The sequence below is a fragment of the Williamsia sp. genome, assembly GCF_036566845.1.
Lineage (GTDB): Bacteria > Actinomycetota > Actinomycetes > Mycobacteriales > Mycobacteriaceae > Williamsia.
Window position 1 is genome coordinate 52,148 of the sequence record NZ_DATCVM010000220.1, and the last position, 18,553, is coordinate 70,700.

13 protein-coding genes are annotated in these 18,553 nt (G+C 62.4%); 5 read left to right on the forward strand and 8 right to left on the reverse strand.

The window, feature by feature from the left end:
* The first annotated feature begins 8 nt into the window (after positions 1-8).
* From VIQ49_RS21455 to VIQ49_RS21470, 4 genes are all read left to right on the forward strand, one after another.
* Entirely contained in the window at positions 9-1,223 is a 1,215-nt protein-coding gene (locus VIQ49_RS21455) for a hypothetical protein (protein ID WP_331888443.1), read from the forward strand.
* A 33-nt stretch (positions 1,224-1,256) separates the two neighbouring features.
* Positions 1,257-1,847 carry an acyltransferase gene (locus VIQ49_RS21460; protein ID WP_331888445.1) on the forward strand — a complete coding sequence of 197 codons (591 nt, stop codon included), beginning with the start codon at positions 1,257-1,259 and terminating at the stop codon, positions 1,845-1,847.
* On the forward strand, positions 1,844-3,619 hold the full coding sequence (locus tag VIQ49_RS21465; protein WP_331888447.1) for a glycosyltransferase family 2 protein: 1,776 nt from the start codon (positions 1,844-1,846) through the stop codon (positions 3,617-3,619). Before VIQ49_RS21460 ends, VIQ49_RS21465 begins: the two co-directional genes overlap by 4 nt.
* A gap of 70 nt (positions 3,620-3,689) precedes the next feature.
* Entirely contained in the window at positions 3,690-4,976 is a 1,287-nt protein-coding gene (locus VIQ49_RS21470) for a hypothetical protein (RefSeq protein WP_331888449.1), read from the forward strand.
* 45 nt (positions 4,977-5,021) lie between these two features.
* Here the strand turns inward: VIQ49_RS21470 and VIQ49_RS21475 are convergent, their stop codons facing one another.
* From VIQ49_RS21475 to VIQ49_RS21505, 7 genes are all read right to left on the reverse strand, one after another.
* Positions 5,022-6,248 (reverse strand): hypothetical protein, encoded by a 1,227-nt coding sequence (locus VIQ49_RS21475; RefSeq protein ID WP_331888451.1) that lies wholly within the window; start codon positions 6,246-6,248, stop codon positions 5,022-5,024.
* The gene (locus VIQ49_RS21480) at positions 6,245-7,393 is read right to left on the reverse strand and encodes a glycosyltransferase family A protein (protein WP_331888453.1); all 1,149 of its coding nucleotides are present in this window, start codon (positions 7,391-7,393) and stop codon (positions 6,245-6,247) included. Before VIQ49_RS21480 ends, VIQ49_RS21475 begins: the two co-directional genes overlap by 4 nt.
* Positions 7,390-8,919 carry a lipopolysaccharide biosynthesis protein gene (locus VIQ49_RS21485; RefSeq protein ID WP_331888455.1) on the reverse strand — a complete coding sequence of 510 codons (1,530 nt, stop codon included), beginning with the start codon at positions 8,917-8,919 and terminating at the stop codon, positions 7,390-7,392. Before VIQ49_RS21485 ends, VIQ49_RS21480 begins: the two co-directional genes overlap by 4 nt.
* On the reverse strand, positions 8,874-10,103 hold the full coding sequence (locus tag VIQ49_RS21490) for a glycosyltransferase family 4 protein (RefSeq protein ID WP_331888457.1): 1,230 nt from the start codon (positions 10,101-10,103) through the stop codon (positions 8,874-8,876). The genes VIQ49_RS21485 and VIQ49_RS21490 overlap by 46 nt, the downstream gene beginning before the upstream one ends.
* Positions 10,104-10,722: 619 nt before the next feature.
* Entirely contained in the window at positions 10,723-12,363 is a 1,641-nt protein-coding gene (locus VIQ49_RS21495) for a polysaccharide deacetylase family protein (protein WP_331888459.1), read from the reverse strand.
* A gap of 100 nt (positions 12,364-12,463) precedes the next feature.
* Positions 12,464-13,972 carry a glycosyltransferase gene (locus tag VIQ49_RS21500; protein ID WP_331888461.1) on the reverse strand — a complete coding sequence of 503 codons (1,509 nt, stop codon included), beginning with the start codon at positions 13,970-13,972 and terminating at the stop codon, positions 12,464-12,466.
* A gap of 3 nt (positions 13,973-13,975) precedes the next feature.
* Positions 13,976-15,256 (reverse strand): nucleotide sugar dehydrogenase, encoded by a 1,281-nt coding sequence (locus VIQ49_RS21505; RefSeq protein ID WP_331888463.1) that lies wholly within the window; start codon positions 15,254-15,256, stop codon positions 13,976-13,978.
* 685 nt (positions 15,257-15,941) lie between these two features.
* Between VIQ49_RS21505 and VIQ49_RS21510 the strand changes: the two genes are divergently transcribed.
* A complete protein-coding gene (locus VIQ49_RS21510; RefSeq protein ID WP_331888465.1) occupies positions 15,942-16,991 on the forward strand; it encodes an alpha/beta hydrolase family protein in 1,050 nt (349 codons plus the stop codon).
* Between the two features lie 241 nt (positions 16,992-17,232).
* Here VIQ49_RS21510 and VIQ49_RS21515 read toward each other — a convergent pair.
* A partial coding sequence (locus VIQ49_RS21515) for an HNH endonuclease signature motif containing protein (RefSeq protein ID WP_331888467.1) occupies positions 17,233-18,553 on the reverse strand: 1,321 nt, incomplete at its 5' end.

Genomic DNA, 18,553 nt, shown 5'->3' on the forward strand with positions numbered 1-18,553 from the left:
GATGGAGAATGCGAATTCTGTTCTACCCCAAAGACCTTGATTCAGGTGATAGTCAACGCCAGGCTGTCGAGATGGCCGGTGCGATGGTGCGTGCCGGGTATGAGGTGACCATGTTGGGCGGTCCGGGGTTGATCGTCGGTCGAGCACGTGAACTGGGCGTGGAGGTCGTATCGGTGCCCGAAAGGACCCGTTGGTGCGTGCTGCGGGCGGTGCGACTGCTCGCCAGGGTCTCGCGGGAACGTGATATCGATATGATCCACGCGTTCGAATGGGAGTCGATAGCAAAGGCCTTCGTGGCGACGCAACTGTTCAGGGCGCACGCTGCCGTCACCGGCACCGTACTGTCGCGCAACCCGGCGCCCGTGCTGCCCCGGACCGTACCGCTGCTGATGACCTCGCGAAGTGCCGTGGCCGACATGCGGTCGGCGGGCTACACCCGGGTCGGACTGCTGGAGCCGTGGGTGAACACCGCCGAGAATGATCCGGCGAAGTACGGCAACATCGGTGAACTCAAGACACACTGGGGTTTCGAGCGGCACGGACTGCTCATCATCGTGGTCACCGCGCCCGATTCCGAATCGTCGACCGCAGCGCTGGCCACCGTGTTCGATGCGGTCAGTGACCTTGCGGCGCTGGATCTGCCAGTGCAACTGCTGGTGGTGGGAGACGGTCCTCGTCACGCACTGGCCGAGGAACGTGCGACGGAACTGAACCACAGGTACGCGCGGACAGTCTCGGTGGCCGCGGGCGACGTGCTCGACCGTGGAGAGGCCTATGCGGCCGCGGATGTGGTGATCGGTTCGGACAGTTCGGTATTGCACGGCATGGCCTTCGGGAAGCCGGTGGTCGTGGAGGGCGACCAGGGCTACTTCAGGGCGGTGAACCATGCGACCGCCGAGCAGTTCCAGTGGTCGGGGTGGTACGGCGTCGGCAGCGGTGTCGGCATGGGCAAGGGCGAGCTGCTCGATGCTTTGAAGCCGCTGCTGGACAGCCAACGCCTGAGGGAATACCGCGGCGCGTACTCCCACAAGCTGGCCCAGAAGTATGAGCTGGACAACGCGGTCTTACGCCAACTGCAGGAGTATCGCGACGCACTCGACACCAGGGTGGGGAAACTCAGCACCTTCAGTGACCTGATCCGGGTGGCCGCGGTGTTGCTGCGTCGTCGCGGAATGTGGCGACTTCGTGTGTGGCTGCACGGGCGCAGATCCCAGAACACCTGAAATACGGACGCCTGAAATGCGAAAGAAGTGGTCATGACCGTTACTGACAACACCGACGTCTACGTGCATCCAGCCGCACTCTGTGAGAGTGCCGAAGTGGGTGAGCGAACCCGGGTCTGGGCGTTTGCGCACATCCTGCGCGGCGCCCGAGTAGGTCGCGACTGCAACGTCTGCGACCACGCCTACATCGAATCCGGAGCGGTGGTAGGCGATCGGGTGACCGTCAAGAACCGGGTCCTTGTCTTCGAGGGCGTCACCGTCGAAGACGACGTGTTCCTGGGGCCCGCAGTGGTTTTCACCAATGACCTGCGTCCTCGTGCCCACATCAAGCGCGGTGGTGACGCGCTCTCGCGGACAACCGTTTGCCGCGGTGCAACACTCGGTGCCGGGGTGGTGGTCGTGTGTGGCACCACCATCGGCGAGCATGCCTTCATCGGGGCGGGGGCCGTGGTGGTCGCCGATGTTCCGGCACACGGCTTTGTGGTCGGGAACCCCGGCAGGCAGATCGGCTGGGCATGTGAATGCGGCGAGCGCCTGTCCGGAGACCTCACCTGCGGTGACTGTGGGCGCACATATAGCGAAACCGTTGGTGGACTCGAAGCGTTCGGGAGTGATGAATCATGATCGATGACAACGACTTCATCGGTGTGGACGGCCGCGCTGACGTGGCGGTCATCGTGGTGACCTACAACAGTAGTGATGACATCGGCCACCTCCTGGCGGACCTTCGTCGTGAAGCTCGCGAGAATGTCATCCGGGTTGTGCTGGTGGACAATGATTCCACTGATGGCACCAGGGATATCGTGGCGCGCCATCACGATGTCGTCCTGATTTCTGCCGGAGGCAACATCGGCTACGCCGGCGGTATCAATGTCGCACGACGTCAGATTGGAGACTGCCGAGCGGTGCTCATCCTCAATCCGGACCTGCGTGTGCGGGCCGGGACGGTGGGGACGATGCTCCGCATCCTCGATCGCAGTCGTATCGGTGTGGTGGTCCCGCGGATCGTCGACGCCGATGGCCTCACCTATCCGTCACTGCGGTCGGAACCCTCCGTCGTGGGAACCTTGGGCGACAGTCTGTTCGGGCACCATTTCGACCGGCGACATGAACGCTGGTCGGAGACGGTGTGGAATCCGAAGCGCTACCACCACCCCCATGAGATCGACTGGGCCACCGGTGCGGCGTTGCTGATCCGCGCCGATGTCGACCGTGCCGTCGGCGATTGGGACGAGCGGTACTTCCTCTACTCCGAGGAGGTCGATTACTTCCGACGCATCCGTGCATCGGGTGCACTGATCTGGTTCGACCCGCGTGCCGTGGTGGAACATCGGGGCGCCGGATCGGGGAGTTCACCGGAGTTGGCGACGCTGATGTCTGTCAACCGGGTGCGGTATTTCGACCGCTATCACGGTGAGCTGCAGTCGGCATCGCATCGAGCGATGGTGATGCTGGGTGAGGCCCTGCGCTCGTACGACAGTGGGCACCGGAAGACGTTGCGGGTGCTCTGCAACAGCGCCCGCTGGGTTGATCTGCCCAAGGCGTCGCCGCCCCCGCTGCCGGTCGGTGGTGTGGCCCTAGGTGCGGTCATCATCCCGGCGCACAACGAATCCTCGGTGATCGGCCGTACTCTCGAGCCGTTGGTTGCTGCGGCGGCGAGCGGTGTGATCGAACTGATCGTGGTGTGCAACGGGTGCACCGACGACACCGCGAACGTCGCCAGGGCATACCTGGGTGTGACCGTGGTGGAGACGGCCGAGGCCTCGAAGATCACGGCGCTGAACCTCGGCGACGCCACCGCGAGGCTGTGGCCCCGGCTGTACCTCGACGCGGACATCACGATAACCATCACCGCTGTGGCACAGGTGCTTGCGGCACTCCGGTCGGGTTCAGTGTTGGCTGCGCGGCCGTCGTCGATGTTCGATGTCAGCGGAGCTGACGCACTCGTGCGGTCGTACTACCGGGCCCGATCGCGTATCGCGTGGTTCCGGACGGCGCTGTGGGGCGCCGGTGCCTATGGTCTGAGCGAGGCCGGCCACCACAGGATCGGGCCGTTCCCCTCGCTGACCGGTGACGATCTGTGGGTCGATGCGCAGTTCGTCGCGGACGAGAAGTGCGTCGTCGAGACCGCGCCGGCGATGGTCGTCGTCCCACGTGATCGAAACAGCCTGTTGCACATGATGAAGCGGGTCTATCGGGGCAAGGCTGAGGTCGCCGAGGCCCCCAGCGCCGGCCAGACCCTCCGTGCGGTCATCGACTCGGTGCGAGGTCCGCAATCCGCGTGGGACGCCGGTGTATACGTGGTACTGACATTGGTCGCCAGACGGCGCGCTCGGTGGGCCCGCACAGTGGCCTGGGAACGAGATGACAGTAGCCGAACCGCAATTGCGGTCTAATGCGTTGTTGCGGAGGCAGTTCGATACAAGCACGGCGTAGCCGAAGAATACTCCAGGAGTGGTAGTGACGATGTTTTCTGAGTTTCAGCGCAGCATCAGGGTTCTGATGGCTGTGGGTATGGCGGTACTCACGATGACCGCATGTGACTCGGCCGGCGCCGACACGAGCAGTGAAACAGTCGGAGGCATCGAAGGTCTGGAGCGGGTGCCGTGGGAGGGAGGGCCCGGCTATTGGCAGGAGTTCGAGAGTGCATCGGACTGGACGAATCCTGAGTTCTTCCCCATCGGCCTATGGTACGGGTCCTTTGACACGAAGGAACAGGTTCTGTGGGACAAGAGCCTGGGCATAAACTTCTACACCGGTGGTCTGTGGGAGGCATCCGACTTCAAGGTTCTGGAAAGCGCTGACATGGATTGGGTTGGCGGACAGATCAACAGCGGATTCGATCCGGCGTCGAAGAACTGGCCCGGGCGGATGACAGATGATGAAATAGACGGACGCTTCGAAGACCCGGCGGAGGGGCAGGCGCTTCTTCAGAATGTGATCGACGAGTTCGGTGGTAAGGAACAGTTCTTGTACGGGAACTACACGCACATGGTGGTGGGTGAGGACATGCCGTTGGCGGACCAGGAGAAGTATGTCAATGATTACTCAGATGTCGTCAGCCTCGATATGTACCTCTACACGATTCCCTTCTGCGACTTCCCGAATTACCGTGGTGAACTCTATGTGAATCCGATTCCGGAATCGACGTGCCGTTCAGCGTCGAGCTACGGCCGGATGGTCGATTCACTGCGGGCGCGCGATGCGGTCGATGGACGCCTGCAACCAGTGTGGAACTTTGTCGAGGTGTTGTCCGGTGCCGGCGAAGAGGAGTCGTTCTCGCGCTACGTCACGCCGGAAGAACTCAAGGGTGCTGCCATGTCTTCGCTGATCAACGAGGCCCGTGGGCTCGTGTGGTTCCAGCAGTCGTTTGCAGGACCCTGCAAGTCATCGCAACCGCTCCGGGACGCACAGGTCCTTGGAAGCGGCTTCTGCGGAGATTCTCAGGTCCGGGCGATGGGTGAGGTCAACAACCTCATCAAATCTCTTGCAACGGTATTGAATACGCAAAGCTACCGTTGGGACGCGGGACCGGGAACCGACACGATGCTCAAGGTGAAGGATGGCTTCGCCTACATGTTCGCGATGACCGACGGCACGGCCGGAAGTCGGCATCTCGCGCTACCGGCAGGGCTCACCGATACGGTCGAGGTGGTTGGTGAAGATCGTGATATCACCGCCACTGATGGTTCCTTTCAGGACGAATTCGAATCTGAAGCCGAGTACCACGTCTATAAGATCGCGCTGGATTGAGTAGCTGATTTGCCCAGGTGTGCGGCCGACACAGCTCGCAGTTCGTCAGCCGTATACCTGGGCTTCGATCAATTCGACAATTCGCTGTTTCGCGGACATCCAATTGTCTGTCCGGATACTGGCTGCGGCTGCTGACGCCTGCTCCCTCGGGTTCGGTGAGTCAACCAGTTTCACCAGCTCTGCCGCGATGGCAGACGGAGTGGGTGCCGCCCACCGCACGGAGGTGCTCGGCATGTCGGCCCGTGCGTACGGTGAGTCATTGACGATCGGTACGGCACCACATGCGAGCATTTCTTCTACGACGAGCGAAATGTTCGTGAAGGACATCGCCAGTCCCCCGAATGTCTCGTTGTAGAGCCCGGCGAGGGTTGCCGGGCTCACGCGTGGGTGTGCCAGAATCGGAAACGGGGACGAGTCGGGGATGTCGCCGAACACGTGGATGGTCTCAGTGGGGCGCAGTCGGTGGAACTCGCTCAGGGCGAGCATGGCAAGTGTGGTGCCTCGACGCGGTGTGTCGGGCCGGGCATAGACAACGATCCCACTCCGGTCACTTTCTCCCATGAGCTTGTAAACAGCGGTATCGCAGCTGAATTCGAGAGCCGAGACCTGGGCGTACGGTCGTACCAGGTCGGCGACCATGTGTCCGATCGCAATGCACTGGAATCCGAATCGGTAGGTGTCTTCGGCCAGGGCGTACTCGGATCCGCGTGGATAGAAGAACGGCTCGAAGTCCTGGACAAAGTAGAGGCGTTCGCCGGGAACTGCGGCGCCCCGGCTGCCCAGGACGTGCGCTGACTCCCACGAGGTGGCGACGAAGGCATCGCTCTCGGTGAGGCCATCTTCGATGTCGACGACAGCCGCCTTGATTCTCGGCCAGTGATCCCTGATGACGGCTTGATGAAATGCTGCCGGCGTCGAATTCTTCTCGTACAAGTAGACGATGCACTCGTGCCCCGCTGCCTCGAGTGCTTCGATCATCCTGAAAATAGTGGTGTGGCCCCCCGAGCCGCCGGCAGGCGGAACCATGATCCACGCGATGGTCAGCTTCGATCCGGGCGCGGGACGCGAGTCAGGAAGTTTCCATGTGACGGTGCGGGAGTCACAGACGTCTTGGGAGAGGAGCGGAAACTCCAATGAGCTCGCACCGGTGGCGCGGTAGGCCCGCCTCGAGACGCGCTTGGCCATGTCGTGATAGTCGCGCTGCCGGACCATCGACGACATCTGGGTGAGTCGGCGGCGAAACTGCGAAGCGTGATGGCTTGAGTTGGTCATATTCCGTCTCTTTTCCATCTCCGTGCGCGATGTTCGAACATCAACCTGTGAGCCGCCCCGGCACCGATGTAGGGCGTTCTGTTGACCGGAATCCGGTCTTGTATGAGCTTGCGGCGCTGCAGAGCACGCCAGGTCCAGAGTGCGGTGGCCTCCGGGTACAGTTCGAGGGCATAGCCTTCCGCAGCGGCGACATCGTCTGGCTCTGCGCGGCCGCGGTCGTAAGAATGACAAGCTTCACGCAAGATGCCTTTGGCGACCGCGCGTCGGGAAATATCGTGCAGCTGAGCATATTCCGGAAGGGCGTCTGAAACGCCTTCGAAGAGAGTGTCAAACGCCAGCTGTTGGGCCTGCCACTGATTGATTGAGCCGGTGAGTGCCGTCGACAGACTCCGTGGGTGTTCGCGATGCCAGGCCTGGTCGGCGCCACGGACGTGACCCACGTCAGAAACGGACGCGATTCTCAGCCACATCTCCATGTCGTGGGTGTGCGGCAGGTTCCGTTGACCTCCGACGCAGTCGACCACGGATGCGCGCATCAAAACCTCGGGTGAGGTGATCACGTTGAGGCCGGTGCGGCAACGATCCCGGAGCCAGGCCCGGCCCGGCCACACGGTCCAGGATCGTGCCGTTGATCGGTACGGGGGAGTCGCACCCGGAGCGATGGTGACGGGTTTGCCCCACCCCCGGTTCTTGCCCGCGGCCTGTTCGGACTCGATGAAATGTACGGGATGACCGTAAACCAATCCCACCGAGGGGAATTCATGTGCCAGTGCCACCGATCGCGCCAGGGATCCCGGTGTCAGCATGTCATCGGCGTCGAGGCGAACGATGAACTCTCCGGTCACTTCGCCCAACCCGTTGTTGAAGGTTCCCACAGGTCCCATGTTCGTTTGGTTTTCGATGATCCTGACGCGGGGGTCGCTGGAGGCCAACGACTTTGCCACCTCAGCGGATTCGTCGGTGGAGGCGTCATCGACCACGATCACGTCGACGTCGACGTCTTTCTGGGAGAGTGCGCTGCTCACCGCATCCGGCAAGAAGTGCGCGTAGTTGTAGCACGGCACAACTACAGAGACACGCGCTTGTGGCCATACCTCGGCTTCGATGGGCCTGGTCCTGATCCGCCGCTTCACGCTGTCGCTCATATCGTTTCCTTAAGCGTCTGCTGTGTTGGGGACGTGGCAACGTTTCTGGATGTCGTCCAGATACGACGCAACCAATGAAAGAGGAGGCCGGAGTAGATCGCCAGGCCGACAACGCCGCCAACGAGTAGCGACAGAACGGCCGTATCGAACTGCAGCGAAACATAATATGCGAAGAGACCACTCGGAATTGCGGCGAGTGCGGGCGGCACGAGAACCCTGACCACGGCGCGGGTATCGGCACCCACTCGCGCTGCGGCCCACAGGTATGCGGGCAGGACAAAGATGATTCCGGTGACCACATGGGCCCAGGCCGCGCCGACGATACCAAAGTGCTGAACCCCGATCATCACTGCCGGAATGAGGGTCACCATCCAGAACACCTGTACCCATAGGACCGGCCGGGCTGCCCCACGCGCCAAGAGGTATGTGGCCATCATGTCGAACAGGACTCGCAGCGAACCGAAGAAGCCAAGAGCTGCCAGCACCGCGGCCGACGCTTCCCACTTCTGCCCGTACAACAGATGTATCAGCGGGACGGATAGGGCTGCGAGAAGTACACCCGCGGGAACGCCTGCGGCCCAGGAGAATGCGGTTCCGACGGCCAGACCTGGGTCCCTGGGTCTGTGTCGGCCGTCAAAGCCGTCGCCGGCCTCGTCGCGAGCCAACCGGGAGAAAGCCGGTAGTGACACCGCTCTGACCGCCTGGCCGATTGCGTTCATCGGCCACGTCGCAATGTTGAAGGCCAGAACGTAGAGGCCCAGTGCGGCCTCGTCCGTCAGCCGGGCGATGACGACGTTGTCGACGTTGATCAGCGCCCAGGACAACAGATTGGCGGCGGCGACAGGAACCCCGAACCGGAGCGCCGGGCCGGCCTCGTCCCGGTCGAACCCGAACTTGGGTTTTGTCCGCGAAAGCCGGAACATCGCAACGGTTGCGCAGAGCTGGGCTGTCACCCGGCCGATGGCCAATGCCATCGGCCCCAGTCCGACGACGACCAGTGCCACGGTGATGCCGGTGCCGACCACGAAGTCGAGGGCACTGGCGGCGAAGAGCTTCTTCTGGTCGAAGGTGCGCTGGAGTGAGGCCAGCGGCACGACCCCGGCGCCGGAGGCGATCATGGAACCGGACATCACCATGATGACAGAGGCCGCGTCTGGGGAGCGGAAGATATCGGCTATCGCACCGGAAGCGGTCATCATCAGGGCCGACAGGGCTATTCCGACCACCAGGCCGAGCGTCGCCACAGTGGGTGCACGGCGCGCGGGGTCCGGGGATCGGACGAGGTCCGCGGTCAGGCCGAGGTCGACCAGCGTGATGAGGATGGTCTGCACCGTGAGCGCAACGGCGTACACACCGAACTCCTCCGGCGAGAGAAGTCGGGCCAGTGCTATTCCCAGCACCAGACTTCCGAGGCGGAGCGTCAGTGCACTTGCCATGCTCCAAACGAGACCGTGGCGGATGGACTGACCGAGATCGGTGGTCAATGTGTCAGCGCATCCTCGCGTGGTCGGGTGCGGCCCAGCCACGGCCGAAGGTGCTCGCGACGGTGCTTGGTTGCCATGTAGACCTTGAACTTGGCCACCTCGAACGCGGTCCGTCGAACCTCCCGGTCGATTGTCCTGCGGTCTGGACGGTCGACGATGGCAGCTTCGTAAATTGCCAGCTGCACATCGACTGCGCGGCGAAGGCTGAAGCGGGATACCACGACCTCGCGACCGAAGCTGCCGAGTGTGGCCCGTAGTTCCTTATCTGCGATCAGACCGCTGAGGCCGGCGTGGAGGTCCTCGTCGCCCTTCCCGCCGTGGCCGAACCAGCCGGTGACCAAGAACCCGGGTAGGGAGGACTCGTCGAGCAACCTCCAGAAGTCGTTGGCTCCCTGAACAACAAGTGGTTTGGCGAAGGCCATGCCCTTGAGAGCCGAACTGCCCATCCCGATGACGATGTCGGCCGCCTCGTAGCCCGGCCTGGGGTCCGTCATTCCGCCGGCCACGATGATGACGTCGCGGTCATGCCGTAGGTTGACCTCCGCTGCTGCCGTGGTCACCGCGGTGAGGCCGTGCCCATCGCCGATGACCAGGAGCCGAACGGCGGAGTGTTCGGCCAGTCGATCAACAACGCGAATGGCTTGCAAAACACCAACAACCTTGTCGAGATCGGTTGACAGTCTGCAGATCACGGCAATGACGATGTCAGTGGGTACCAGGCCGAATTGCCTACGGGCACCCGAGTTGTCTGCGCACGGGGTGTTGATGTCGGTGTTGATCGGAGGTTCCAGCAGAAATGTTCGCGCTCGTGTCGGCGCTTGCTCGGCGAGCAACTCTGCGGTGCCGACGATGAGCGGCTCGTGGCGAACAAGGAAATCGGGGACATCCATGGACAGGATCGTGGTGACCATCGGTACACTCGTGGCGCGGTGTGGACCCAGGGTGAAGTCGATAGACGGCCCCCACTCATACGCGTGCACAACGTCGAATTCTTTCGAGCCTGCGACCTGGGACAGCTTGCGGATGTTGCGGACGGAAGCCCATGTGCCGCTCGGTGGCGCCACCACGCGGTCGAAGGCCATCGACGATGCCACCGAGTCCAACTCGCCGGCAGGGGCGTACACCGTGACATCGTGACCGGCCTTCCCGACGGCATCGGCGAGCTCGAGAGCATTGAGCTGGCTGCCGCCGATCTCCATGAGGTGCGGGTGGACGAGGATCCTCATGGGTCAGATCTGCCTCAGCGGACCATTGGTCGAGGTTGTGACGCCGGTACCGTCGGCCGCGAGTGCTGTCGTGCCCTGAAGTGTTGTCATCGTCGATTCTCTCGATAGCGCAAGGGCAGTCCGGAAAGCCCTCAGTGTGCTTTTTGATCCCTCCGGGATTCTATTATATTTTCGCCTTCTTCAAGGCTTGACAATCGCTGTGTGATCTAGAGATGCATCTGACAACGTTGCGCATATATTCGAGATCGGGAGGTCTTGAGTTCGAACTGAGTAATCAGTTCAGGCGACGCATGGCGCTCGTGATGCCGGCGATTCTGATCTGTGGAACGGTAGCCGGTCGCGTTGGGGATATGGCATCTGAACTGGCACTTCAGCGAACTTTTGTCTGTGCATGGCCATGCGTCGGTCTCGGGTGTTGCCGGATTTCTATGATCCGCTTTCCTGATCGCGGCCGGATTTCGTGGGCCATTAATCGCAGGCGATGGCCGGGCTTGTCCCGTGGGAACTTCAACTGTTTGTATTACCCGAGAATGCGGCCGGTCGAACGGCTGTTCTGAAATGCCAGTGGCAAATTACCAGACGGGAATTTGATCGTGCAGATCAAAAAGTGAATTGATGATCATTCTAGGGAATTGCCGGTGAGGGTGTCGACACGCAGATTTGTCCACGCCGCGAAGGGTTGTGTGGTGGAGTTGCGGCTCCCGATGACACTGAAGCCGCCGCGGCCGTCCCGGGACGGAATTGTGGCAACGGAACTCCCATCGATCCAGATCGTGGTCAGTTCGGTTGACACCGTGAGCTGGACCTCGTGCGTGCCGCTGGTGGGCAGCACCGACGACGCGAGGACACGATCGGCACTATCGGTGACCGTCGCCCGCTCTCGGCCGACCATGAGACGGACCGATTGGTCGGAGCCGGTTCCGGTCCGCACCCGCAACCCGACGGAGCTGCCTTGGCGCAGATCGATCGCCGTCGCCGTCAGCGTGTAGTCGGTCCACTGGTCGGTCCGTTGTGCCGCCCACAGCGCTTCGGTGTATGTCAGTGTGTCGGCTTCGAATCGTACTGTTCCCGAAGGTAACTCGCTGTCATGGATCGGGCCTCGGAGGTATCGCCCGGGTTCGAGCCAGCTGTTGTCCACCGCAACCGGATCCATCGGCGCCACGGGGAGTGTTTGTGCCGCGCGGAGACGCTCGAACACCTCGCGGGTGGTTTCACCCCGGGTCACCTCGAGTCGCTCCAGCGGCATCGTCTGGGGCTCGCTGACCGGGGCCGGCGCGATGGGGTGCCCGTGGTTGGTGAACGCGGCCACATAGTGGTCTGCGAAGACCTGAGATGAGATCCCGACCGCCTCATTGGTGATTCGAGAACTCGGTGCGGAGAACGGGTAGGAGAACAACGAGGGTGCCGGCAACCCGTGGTCGTCGAACTGGGTGTCGGCGGCAGCGATGTCCTGGCGCATCCGGTTGGCGAACTCCTCGCCGGTCTCCACCTCGCCGTCGCGTGACTCCATGGCCGCCATCGCGGGAAGTTGTTGCCCGTCAACATCTGTTCGGTAGTGCAGGTTGTCGGTGTGTGACTGGAACGACCACCGACCGGAACTCTGCATCCGATCGATTTGCTGCCAGGTCAGGTAGTAGGGGCGGTTGGTGCCGACCGACGTTGTGATGAGGAAACTGACCGCGGTGAATCCGTTGTCGTCCAGGATCGCGTCGGCGTACTTGTAGAGGCCGGAGGTGCCGTCGTCGAAGGTGATGACCACAGACTGTTCGGGCGGTGTGAAGGTGCCCTGGAGGTAGTCGGTGTATTGCGAGTCCGTCAGCGTCCGATATCCCGACTCACGCAACATCTTCATCTGCGCGGCAAAGGCTTCGGGGCTGATCACGTAGTGTCCGGCGTCGGGGTCGGGGCTGATGTCGTGGTAGGTCAGGACTATCGGGGCCGCACCGTAGCCGGAACCGCTCAGGGCGGCGTTGTGCGCTGCCCAGTCGGTGTATTCCTGGCTGTCCGCGGCGCCGAATGCCGGTGCGGCCGTGCCTTCCTGGAATCCGAGGTAGGTCTTCCACCACCACAGGACGACCGCAGTGGCCACCAGCGACAGCACAATGCCGATCGCCAGGAGCCGGAGGCCGACGGCGGAGAGTCGGTGGCCTACGTGACCGCGCTCGGCCGCCGGTCCGAGTTCAGGCATGAGGGCGGCGCCGTGCGAGCGGGTGATCGCCGCTTGTTCCTGGGCTTCGCGATGTCGATCCAACAGCTTCACAGGAGCTCACCTCGGCTCAGGACGAAGATGTACATCAGGACGGACAGCGCGATGAACAAGATACTGAGGAAGGCGCGCAGGATCTTTCGGGCTCTCAGACTCATAGCGACCTCGACCAGATGTTCCGACGAATCGTCAGCAGCGAGTAGGGGAGTAGCCAGGACAGGCACAGCGCCGAGATGAGACCCATCAACGGGCGGTAGCGCCAGCGCGTCGAATTGGGGTTGTCGATCGCGAAGGCGACCGCCCAGGCGCAGCCTTTGAGGAAGATGCCGGCGAGATACAGGGCGGTGAGCAGCCACAGGCCGCTGATCGGCGCCCAAACCATGTGCCGGATGGCCATCAGTGGTGCGGCCGCCACCCACAGTCCGTGGCCGTAGTAGAGGATCGACGGCTGAAGACCGCGGCGCCACATGAATGTCCCCGAGAAGCAGACGTTGCGGATGAAGCTCTTCTTCCAGCGGACCTGCTGTTTGAAGAATGCTCTCGTCGATTCGGGGACCACGGTCCAGACCTTCGCCGACCGGACGTATCCCACTCGCCACTTGCGCTCGGGATAGTCCACCTCGGACACGAAGGGAGAGTCGGGATATTGCTTCTTGAGAGCCTGACCACGCCACTTCTGGCCGAGCACATACCCGGTGAGTTGACGGTCGGTGGCGAACTTGAACTCTCCGCCGAGGAACCGGTCGTTCGCCCAGGCCGGCAGGTAGTTCCAGATGGCGTCGCGTCGGAACACCGCCAGCGGACCGGACACGCAGGTCACCGACCCGACGGATGCTTCTGCTGCTTTGACCACGCGGAAGGACCCCTCATACCAGGTGTCCTGAATCTTGGTGAGAAGGGTCGAGTCGGCATTGAGCGCTCGCGCGTGACCGGAGACCGCACCAAGGTCGGCTTCCGACACCAGCGCAGCCACGCAGCGCCGCAGGGCATCTGGTGCCAGCACGCAGTCGCTGTCGGTGAAGCCGATGACGTCTCCGCGCGCAACAGCGGCACCCTTGACGAGCGCGTTCTTCTTACCGACATTCTGCTCGAGTTCGATCAGGGTGAAGTCGAGCTCGGTCTTGAGCTGCCGGAGAATCTCGGTGGTGCCGTCGGTGGAGGCATCATCGACAACGATGACCTCGAGGTCCGGGTAGTCAGATTCGACCATGGATCGGACGCAGCGTTCGATGACGGCCCGCTCGTCCTTGATCGCGACGAGGAAGCTGACGGTCGGCACCGGGGCCAGCGGTGGGAAGCTCAAGGGCGCAACATGGTTGGAGTGGCGCGACTCCGCCGGGTCCTCGTAACGGGCATACGCGAGGATGAAGGCATAGATCGTCGACGACAACACCAGGAACCCGTACAGCATGATCCACGGGTCGAAGGTGATCTGGGGGAACTGCCGGGCGAGCAGCGCGAACAGCGGGGTGAGCGCAAGAACCACGATCAGGAACTTGGCGGCGCGGCGGACGTGCGGATCCCAGGTGTCGAACCAGCGACGGCGCGGGTGCGGGGGACCCCACCGATCCGCGTCGATCTGGGCCGCCGAACCCGCTGGGGCAGACCATGGTTTGGCCGGTTCAACCCTGGGTGTGGGCTTGGTCGGGAGTGCGGAGACCATGGTTCAGGAGGCGTTCGCGTTGATGTGCGGCTCGGAACGGTAGGTGACATCGAGCACCTGAGGACGTCCGTTCACCTCGGAAAAGGCTGTCCACCAATCTGTCTCGCCGGGGTGAATCGTATGGATCAGAATCAGATCGGCAGATTCGGCGGCTTCACTGGACGACGGCGGAATCCGCTTTCCGTCGATGGTCACCGACGGGACGTGGGAATCGGAGTAGGTAACCAGCGCGCCGGCGCGGATCATCTCGGACATGATCTCCAACGCGGGCGACTCCCGAACGTCGGCCACGCCGGGCTTGTAAGCCACTCCCACGACGTGCACGCGCGCGCCGTCGAGTGGTTTGCCGGTGTTCGCGAGGCGGGTGCGGACCTTGTCCACGATCACCGACGGGCGCTGAGCGATGCCGCGCATTGCGATCTCTGTGATCGGGGCGGTCTGGCGTCCGCGCCGTAGCTGCCACAGGAGGTAGTGCGGATCGCACGGGATGCAGTGGCCTCCCACACCAGGTCCGGGGGTGAAACGCATGAACCCGTATGGCTTTGTGGCTGCGGCGTCGATGACCTCACCGATCGACAGGTCCAAGCCCTCTGCGATTTCCGCGAACTCATTGGCAAAGGCGATATTGACGGCGCGGAATGTGTTCTCGAGAAGCTTGGCCATCTCTGCGGCGTCCGGTGACGAAACAGTGTGGACTGCGGCAGCCGTCGCTGCCAACACAGCGGTGGCCCGCTCGGTGCACGCCGGCGTCGCTCCGCCGACCACGCGCGGGGTGGTCAACGGTGTATGAGCGCTGACGCCTGGGTCGATACGTTCTGGCGAGAAGGCAACGAAGACGTCGGATCCGGCGACCAGACCCCTGGCAGCCAATGGCTCGACGATCAGATCGCGGGTGCTTCCGACGTAGGTGGTCGATGTGAGAATGATCGTTTGACCTGGGCATGCCCGTTCGACAACGGTGGCACACGCGCCGTGAATGGCTGTGAAATCGGGCGCCATGCTCTCGTCGACGGGAGTCGGCACACAAATGATGACCGCCTCGGCTTCGGGGAGCCGACTGGTGTCGATCGTCAATTCGAGTTTGCCGGATTCGATCGCACTTGTGAGCCTTCCGAGATCCTCCGAAGACAGATCGACATCGCAAGAGGCAATTCGTGTGAGACGGTCCACAGATATGTCGAAACCGATCACCTTCTTGCCCGACTCGACCAGCGACATGGCGGTCGGCAGACCCACATAACCGAGACCGACGACGGCCACAACGTCCTTTGCGGGGTAATTCATGTCTTCAGATACCTTTCAGCGCCATCGCGGGCATGCGCCATTCAGCGATGAACTTCAACGACAATAGTTTGTGTGCGTCTTGCACTCCACGTGCAGAATCCTTGTGGGAAGTAGCGACACGGAAGAGCAATATTGCTGGCATCTTTGCGAAAACCCGGGTGGATGCCCAAGAGCGCACTGACGCGCCCCTTCATCAACGAACAGTAGCGTGCGCTGGGGTTTCGTTGCCAGTTACGGCGTATGACTTAACTCCCGTTGAATCTGTTTGGACCACATCCGGCCAGGGACTCAATTCCCTATTAAATAACCGAAGAGTGCATTTATGGATTCTGTAAGTTCAGTTATTTGGCGAGTATTAGGTTCACTTCTGACTGTTAGAATCAGCAAACAATGATCGTTACATTCATGAATCCTTCGACCCGTTTTCGCCGCGGTGGCGACGGATCCGCCGGCCAAGTCGGCCAGAATTGATTTTGTGAAATCAGTCACACCAGCGCGGTGGGTGTCGGTGGACTGGTGTATCGAGGCGCGTAGTCGGGCGGCGAGTCTCTGCCGTGGGCACAATTCGCATGAGTTGAATCGTTTAGTCACACGTTGGTATCGAAACTGCGCCAAGGTGCTGCGCGGGTTAGCCTGCTACCGAATATTGGTTTCGTCTCGGTAATGCTGAAATGGGTGCGAAGAATTGTTAAACACCTCGCTTTTTGTGCGCGCTGCGATCTGCACCGCGGCGGCGGCCTGTTTCCTGGCGGGAGCCAGCCCAGCCGTAGGTGCGCCGGCGCCGTCGCAGTCCGGTGCTGCTGACAGTGGCGACATCGCCTACTGGGACCGGGAGTTGTCCCGCTCGGAGAACTCGGTTCTGGGTAGGTCGGCTACGGAACCGCGCGAGTTCAAGGTCCAAGTGTGGTCCGCGGCGATGGCCCGAAACGTGTCCGTGCACATCCGGCGTCCGGCGGATATGTCGGCTCCGGCCCCTGTCCTGTATCTCCTCGATGGCGGTGGGCGCTACGAGAGCACCGACATCGCCGACTTCCTCGACGACGACCATGTCAACATCGTGTCGCCGACCGGAGGTATCAACGCCTATTGGACCGATTGGCAGAAGCCCGATCCAGACCTTGGTGTGGCCAAGTGGCAGACGTTCATGACCGAAGAGCTGCCGCCGGTCATCGATGAACTGCTCGACACCACCGGGCGGAACGCCGTGGTGGGCATGTCGCGAGTGGCGACGTCCGCGCTGCAGCTGGCGATCGCGAAACCGGGGTTGTATCAGGGCGTGGCGGCGTACAGCGGGTGCGCCAACGTCAGCGACCCCGTGGGCCAGGCGCTGATCCGGATCACGATGAACCACGTCGGCGTGGGCGATCCGGCGAACATGTACGGCTCGTCCTCTGATCCGGCCTGGGCCGAGCACGATCCGTACGTGCACGCCGAACGACTCCGGGGGACCGCGGTCTTCCTCTCGGCAGGCAGCGGGCTTCCGGGCCAATATGATCGCCTGAACAACGAGTACATCGGTGGCGACGTGGCGAAGCTCGCCGACCAGATCATCGCCGGCGGTGCGATCGAAGCGGTCACCAATGCGTGCGTCCGGGCCTTCGCGGTACGTCTGACGACGTTGGGGATGCCCCCGACCACACACTTCAGGTTCACAGGTACCCATGCGTGGAGTTACTGGAATGACGACTTCCACGCTTCGTGGCCGATGCTGTCGCGGTCGCTGGGGATCGGCTGACATCATGCCCGTGGGCGCAGCGCCTCGGCGTGCGAGCTGTTGGGCCCAGACAGTGAGGACTGGATCCTCGATGTCGCGTGGTGGTCGCCGGCCGCCACTTGGGCAGGCGACCACCACAGATGCTTCACTATTCAGTTCTCAAAGGTCATGCAGTACACGGCCGTGGCCGTGTTGCTTGGGGTTCTTGGAATATGTCGTCGTAGGTTTCGTGGGGTCTTGCGTTTCCGGGCTCGTGCCGTTGCTATGCGGCGGTGAGTTCGGAGGTCAGGGTGCGGCGGGCGTGGGAGCGGATCTGGGTGGTTGTGCCGGGTGCGACGAACCAGGGGTGACCGTCGGGGCCGATGGAGACCGTCCAGCCGCGGTGGTGGATGTAGCCGTGGTGTCGTCGGCATAGTAGGACTGTGTTGGTCAGGCTGGTGCTACCACCGCGGCTCCAAAAGGCGATGTGGTGTGCGTCGGTTCTTCCTGCGGGGCAACCACATCCGGGAAAGGCACATCCGCCGTCTCGAGCGATCAAGGCTTTGCGGATCGCCGGTGTGACGGTGCGATGTTCACGCCCTACGTCGAGGGGGACTGCATTGTTGTCGAGCAGGATCTTGGTGATGACTGAATCGCAGGCCACCATCTGCGCTGTTGACGCTGACACGGGGCCGGTCCATTCGAATGCCGGTGCCAAGTCCGGTGGCCGGGCGCCGCTGAGCTCGTCGAGACCTCGTAGTTGCATCTGCTGCAGGTAGTCCACGGGCATCGTCACCACCACGTGGGGTTTCACGCCGCCACTGGTGGGCCGATCTTCTTGCCCGAGGTAGGTATCCAGCAGCAGTTCCAGTGCGTCGGCCCGGCGTTGGGCTGTGCTCCGTGGATCAGGTGAACCGTCCGGTTCGAGCACCTTTTTCGACAGCGGTTCGAGAGCAACGGCGAGCTTTTCACCGATCAGGTTGTCCAGGTCGAACACGCCATGGGTGCGGCCATCGGAACCGGTGGCGAAGGACACTTCGTTCAGGTCCGGGTTCTCGGCGTCCGGGATCTCCTTGTCTGGCGGCGAGAGCACCAACGCCATGTGCCGGGCCCGCGCGGACACCGCAGCCGGCGCCGCGGCGAATGCTTCGTGGAGCAGCCCGCGCACACACTCGGTGCGGTCGGCATCGGGGAGGTCAGGGATTCTTCGTTCGATGTGGTTGATGCCCTTGACGATTGCATCGACGTGCTCTCCCGACAGTGTCCCGTCCACTGCGTAGGATGCCACCGATCCGATGGCGTCGAGTGCTGTGCCTACTCGTACGTACCGTTGGGCGACCGCCGGCGCCATCCCGGCGTCCTTCAACAACCCGGCAGTGGAGCCGCGCCCTGTTCTCTTGGCGATCCCTCGTGCATCGACTTCACCGACCAGCCGGAAGAGTATCTGCTCTACAACGTGATTGAGATGGATCACCGTCACCACCCGCGACGACAACTCAGTGTCATCACCTGCGACCAACGCCGCGTCCCCGACCAGATCTGACAATCTGGTGAACATTCCCCCGAAGTCCATGGCTTCACGGTACCCGCGATATCGCATTCGC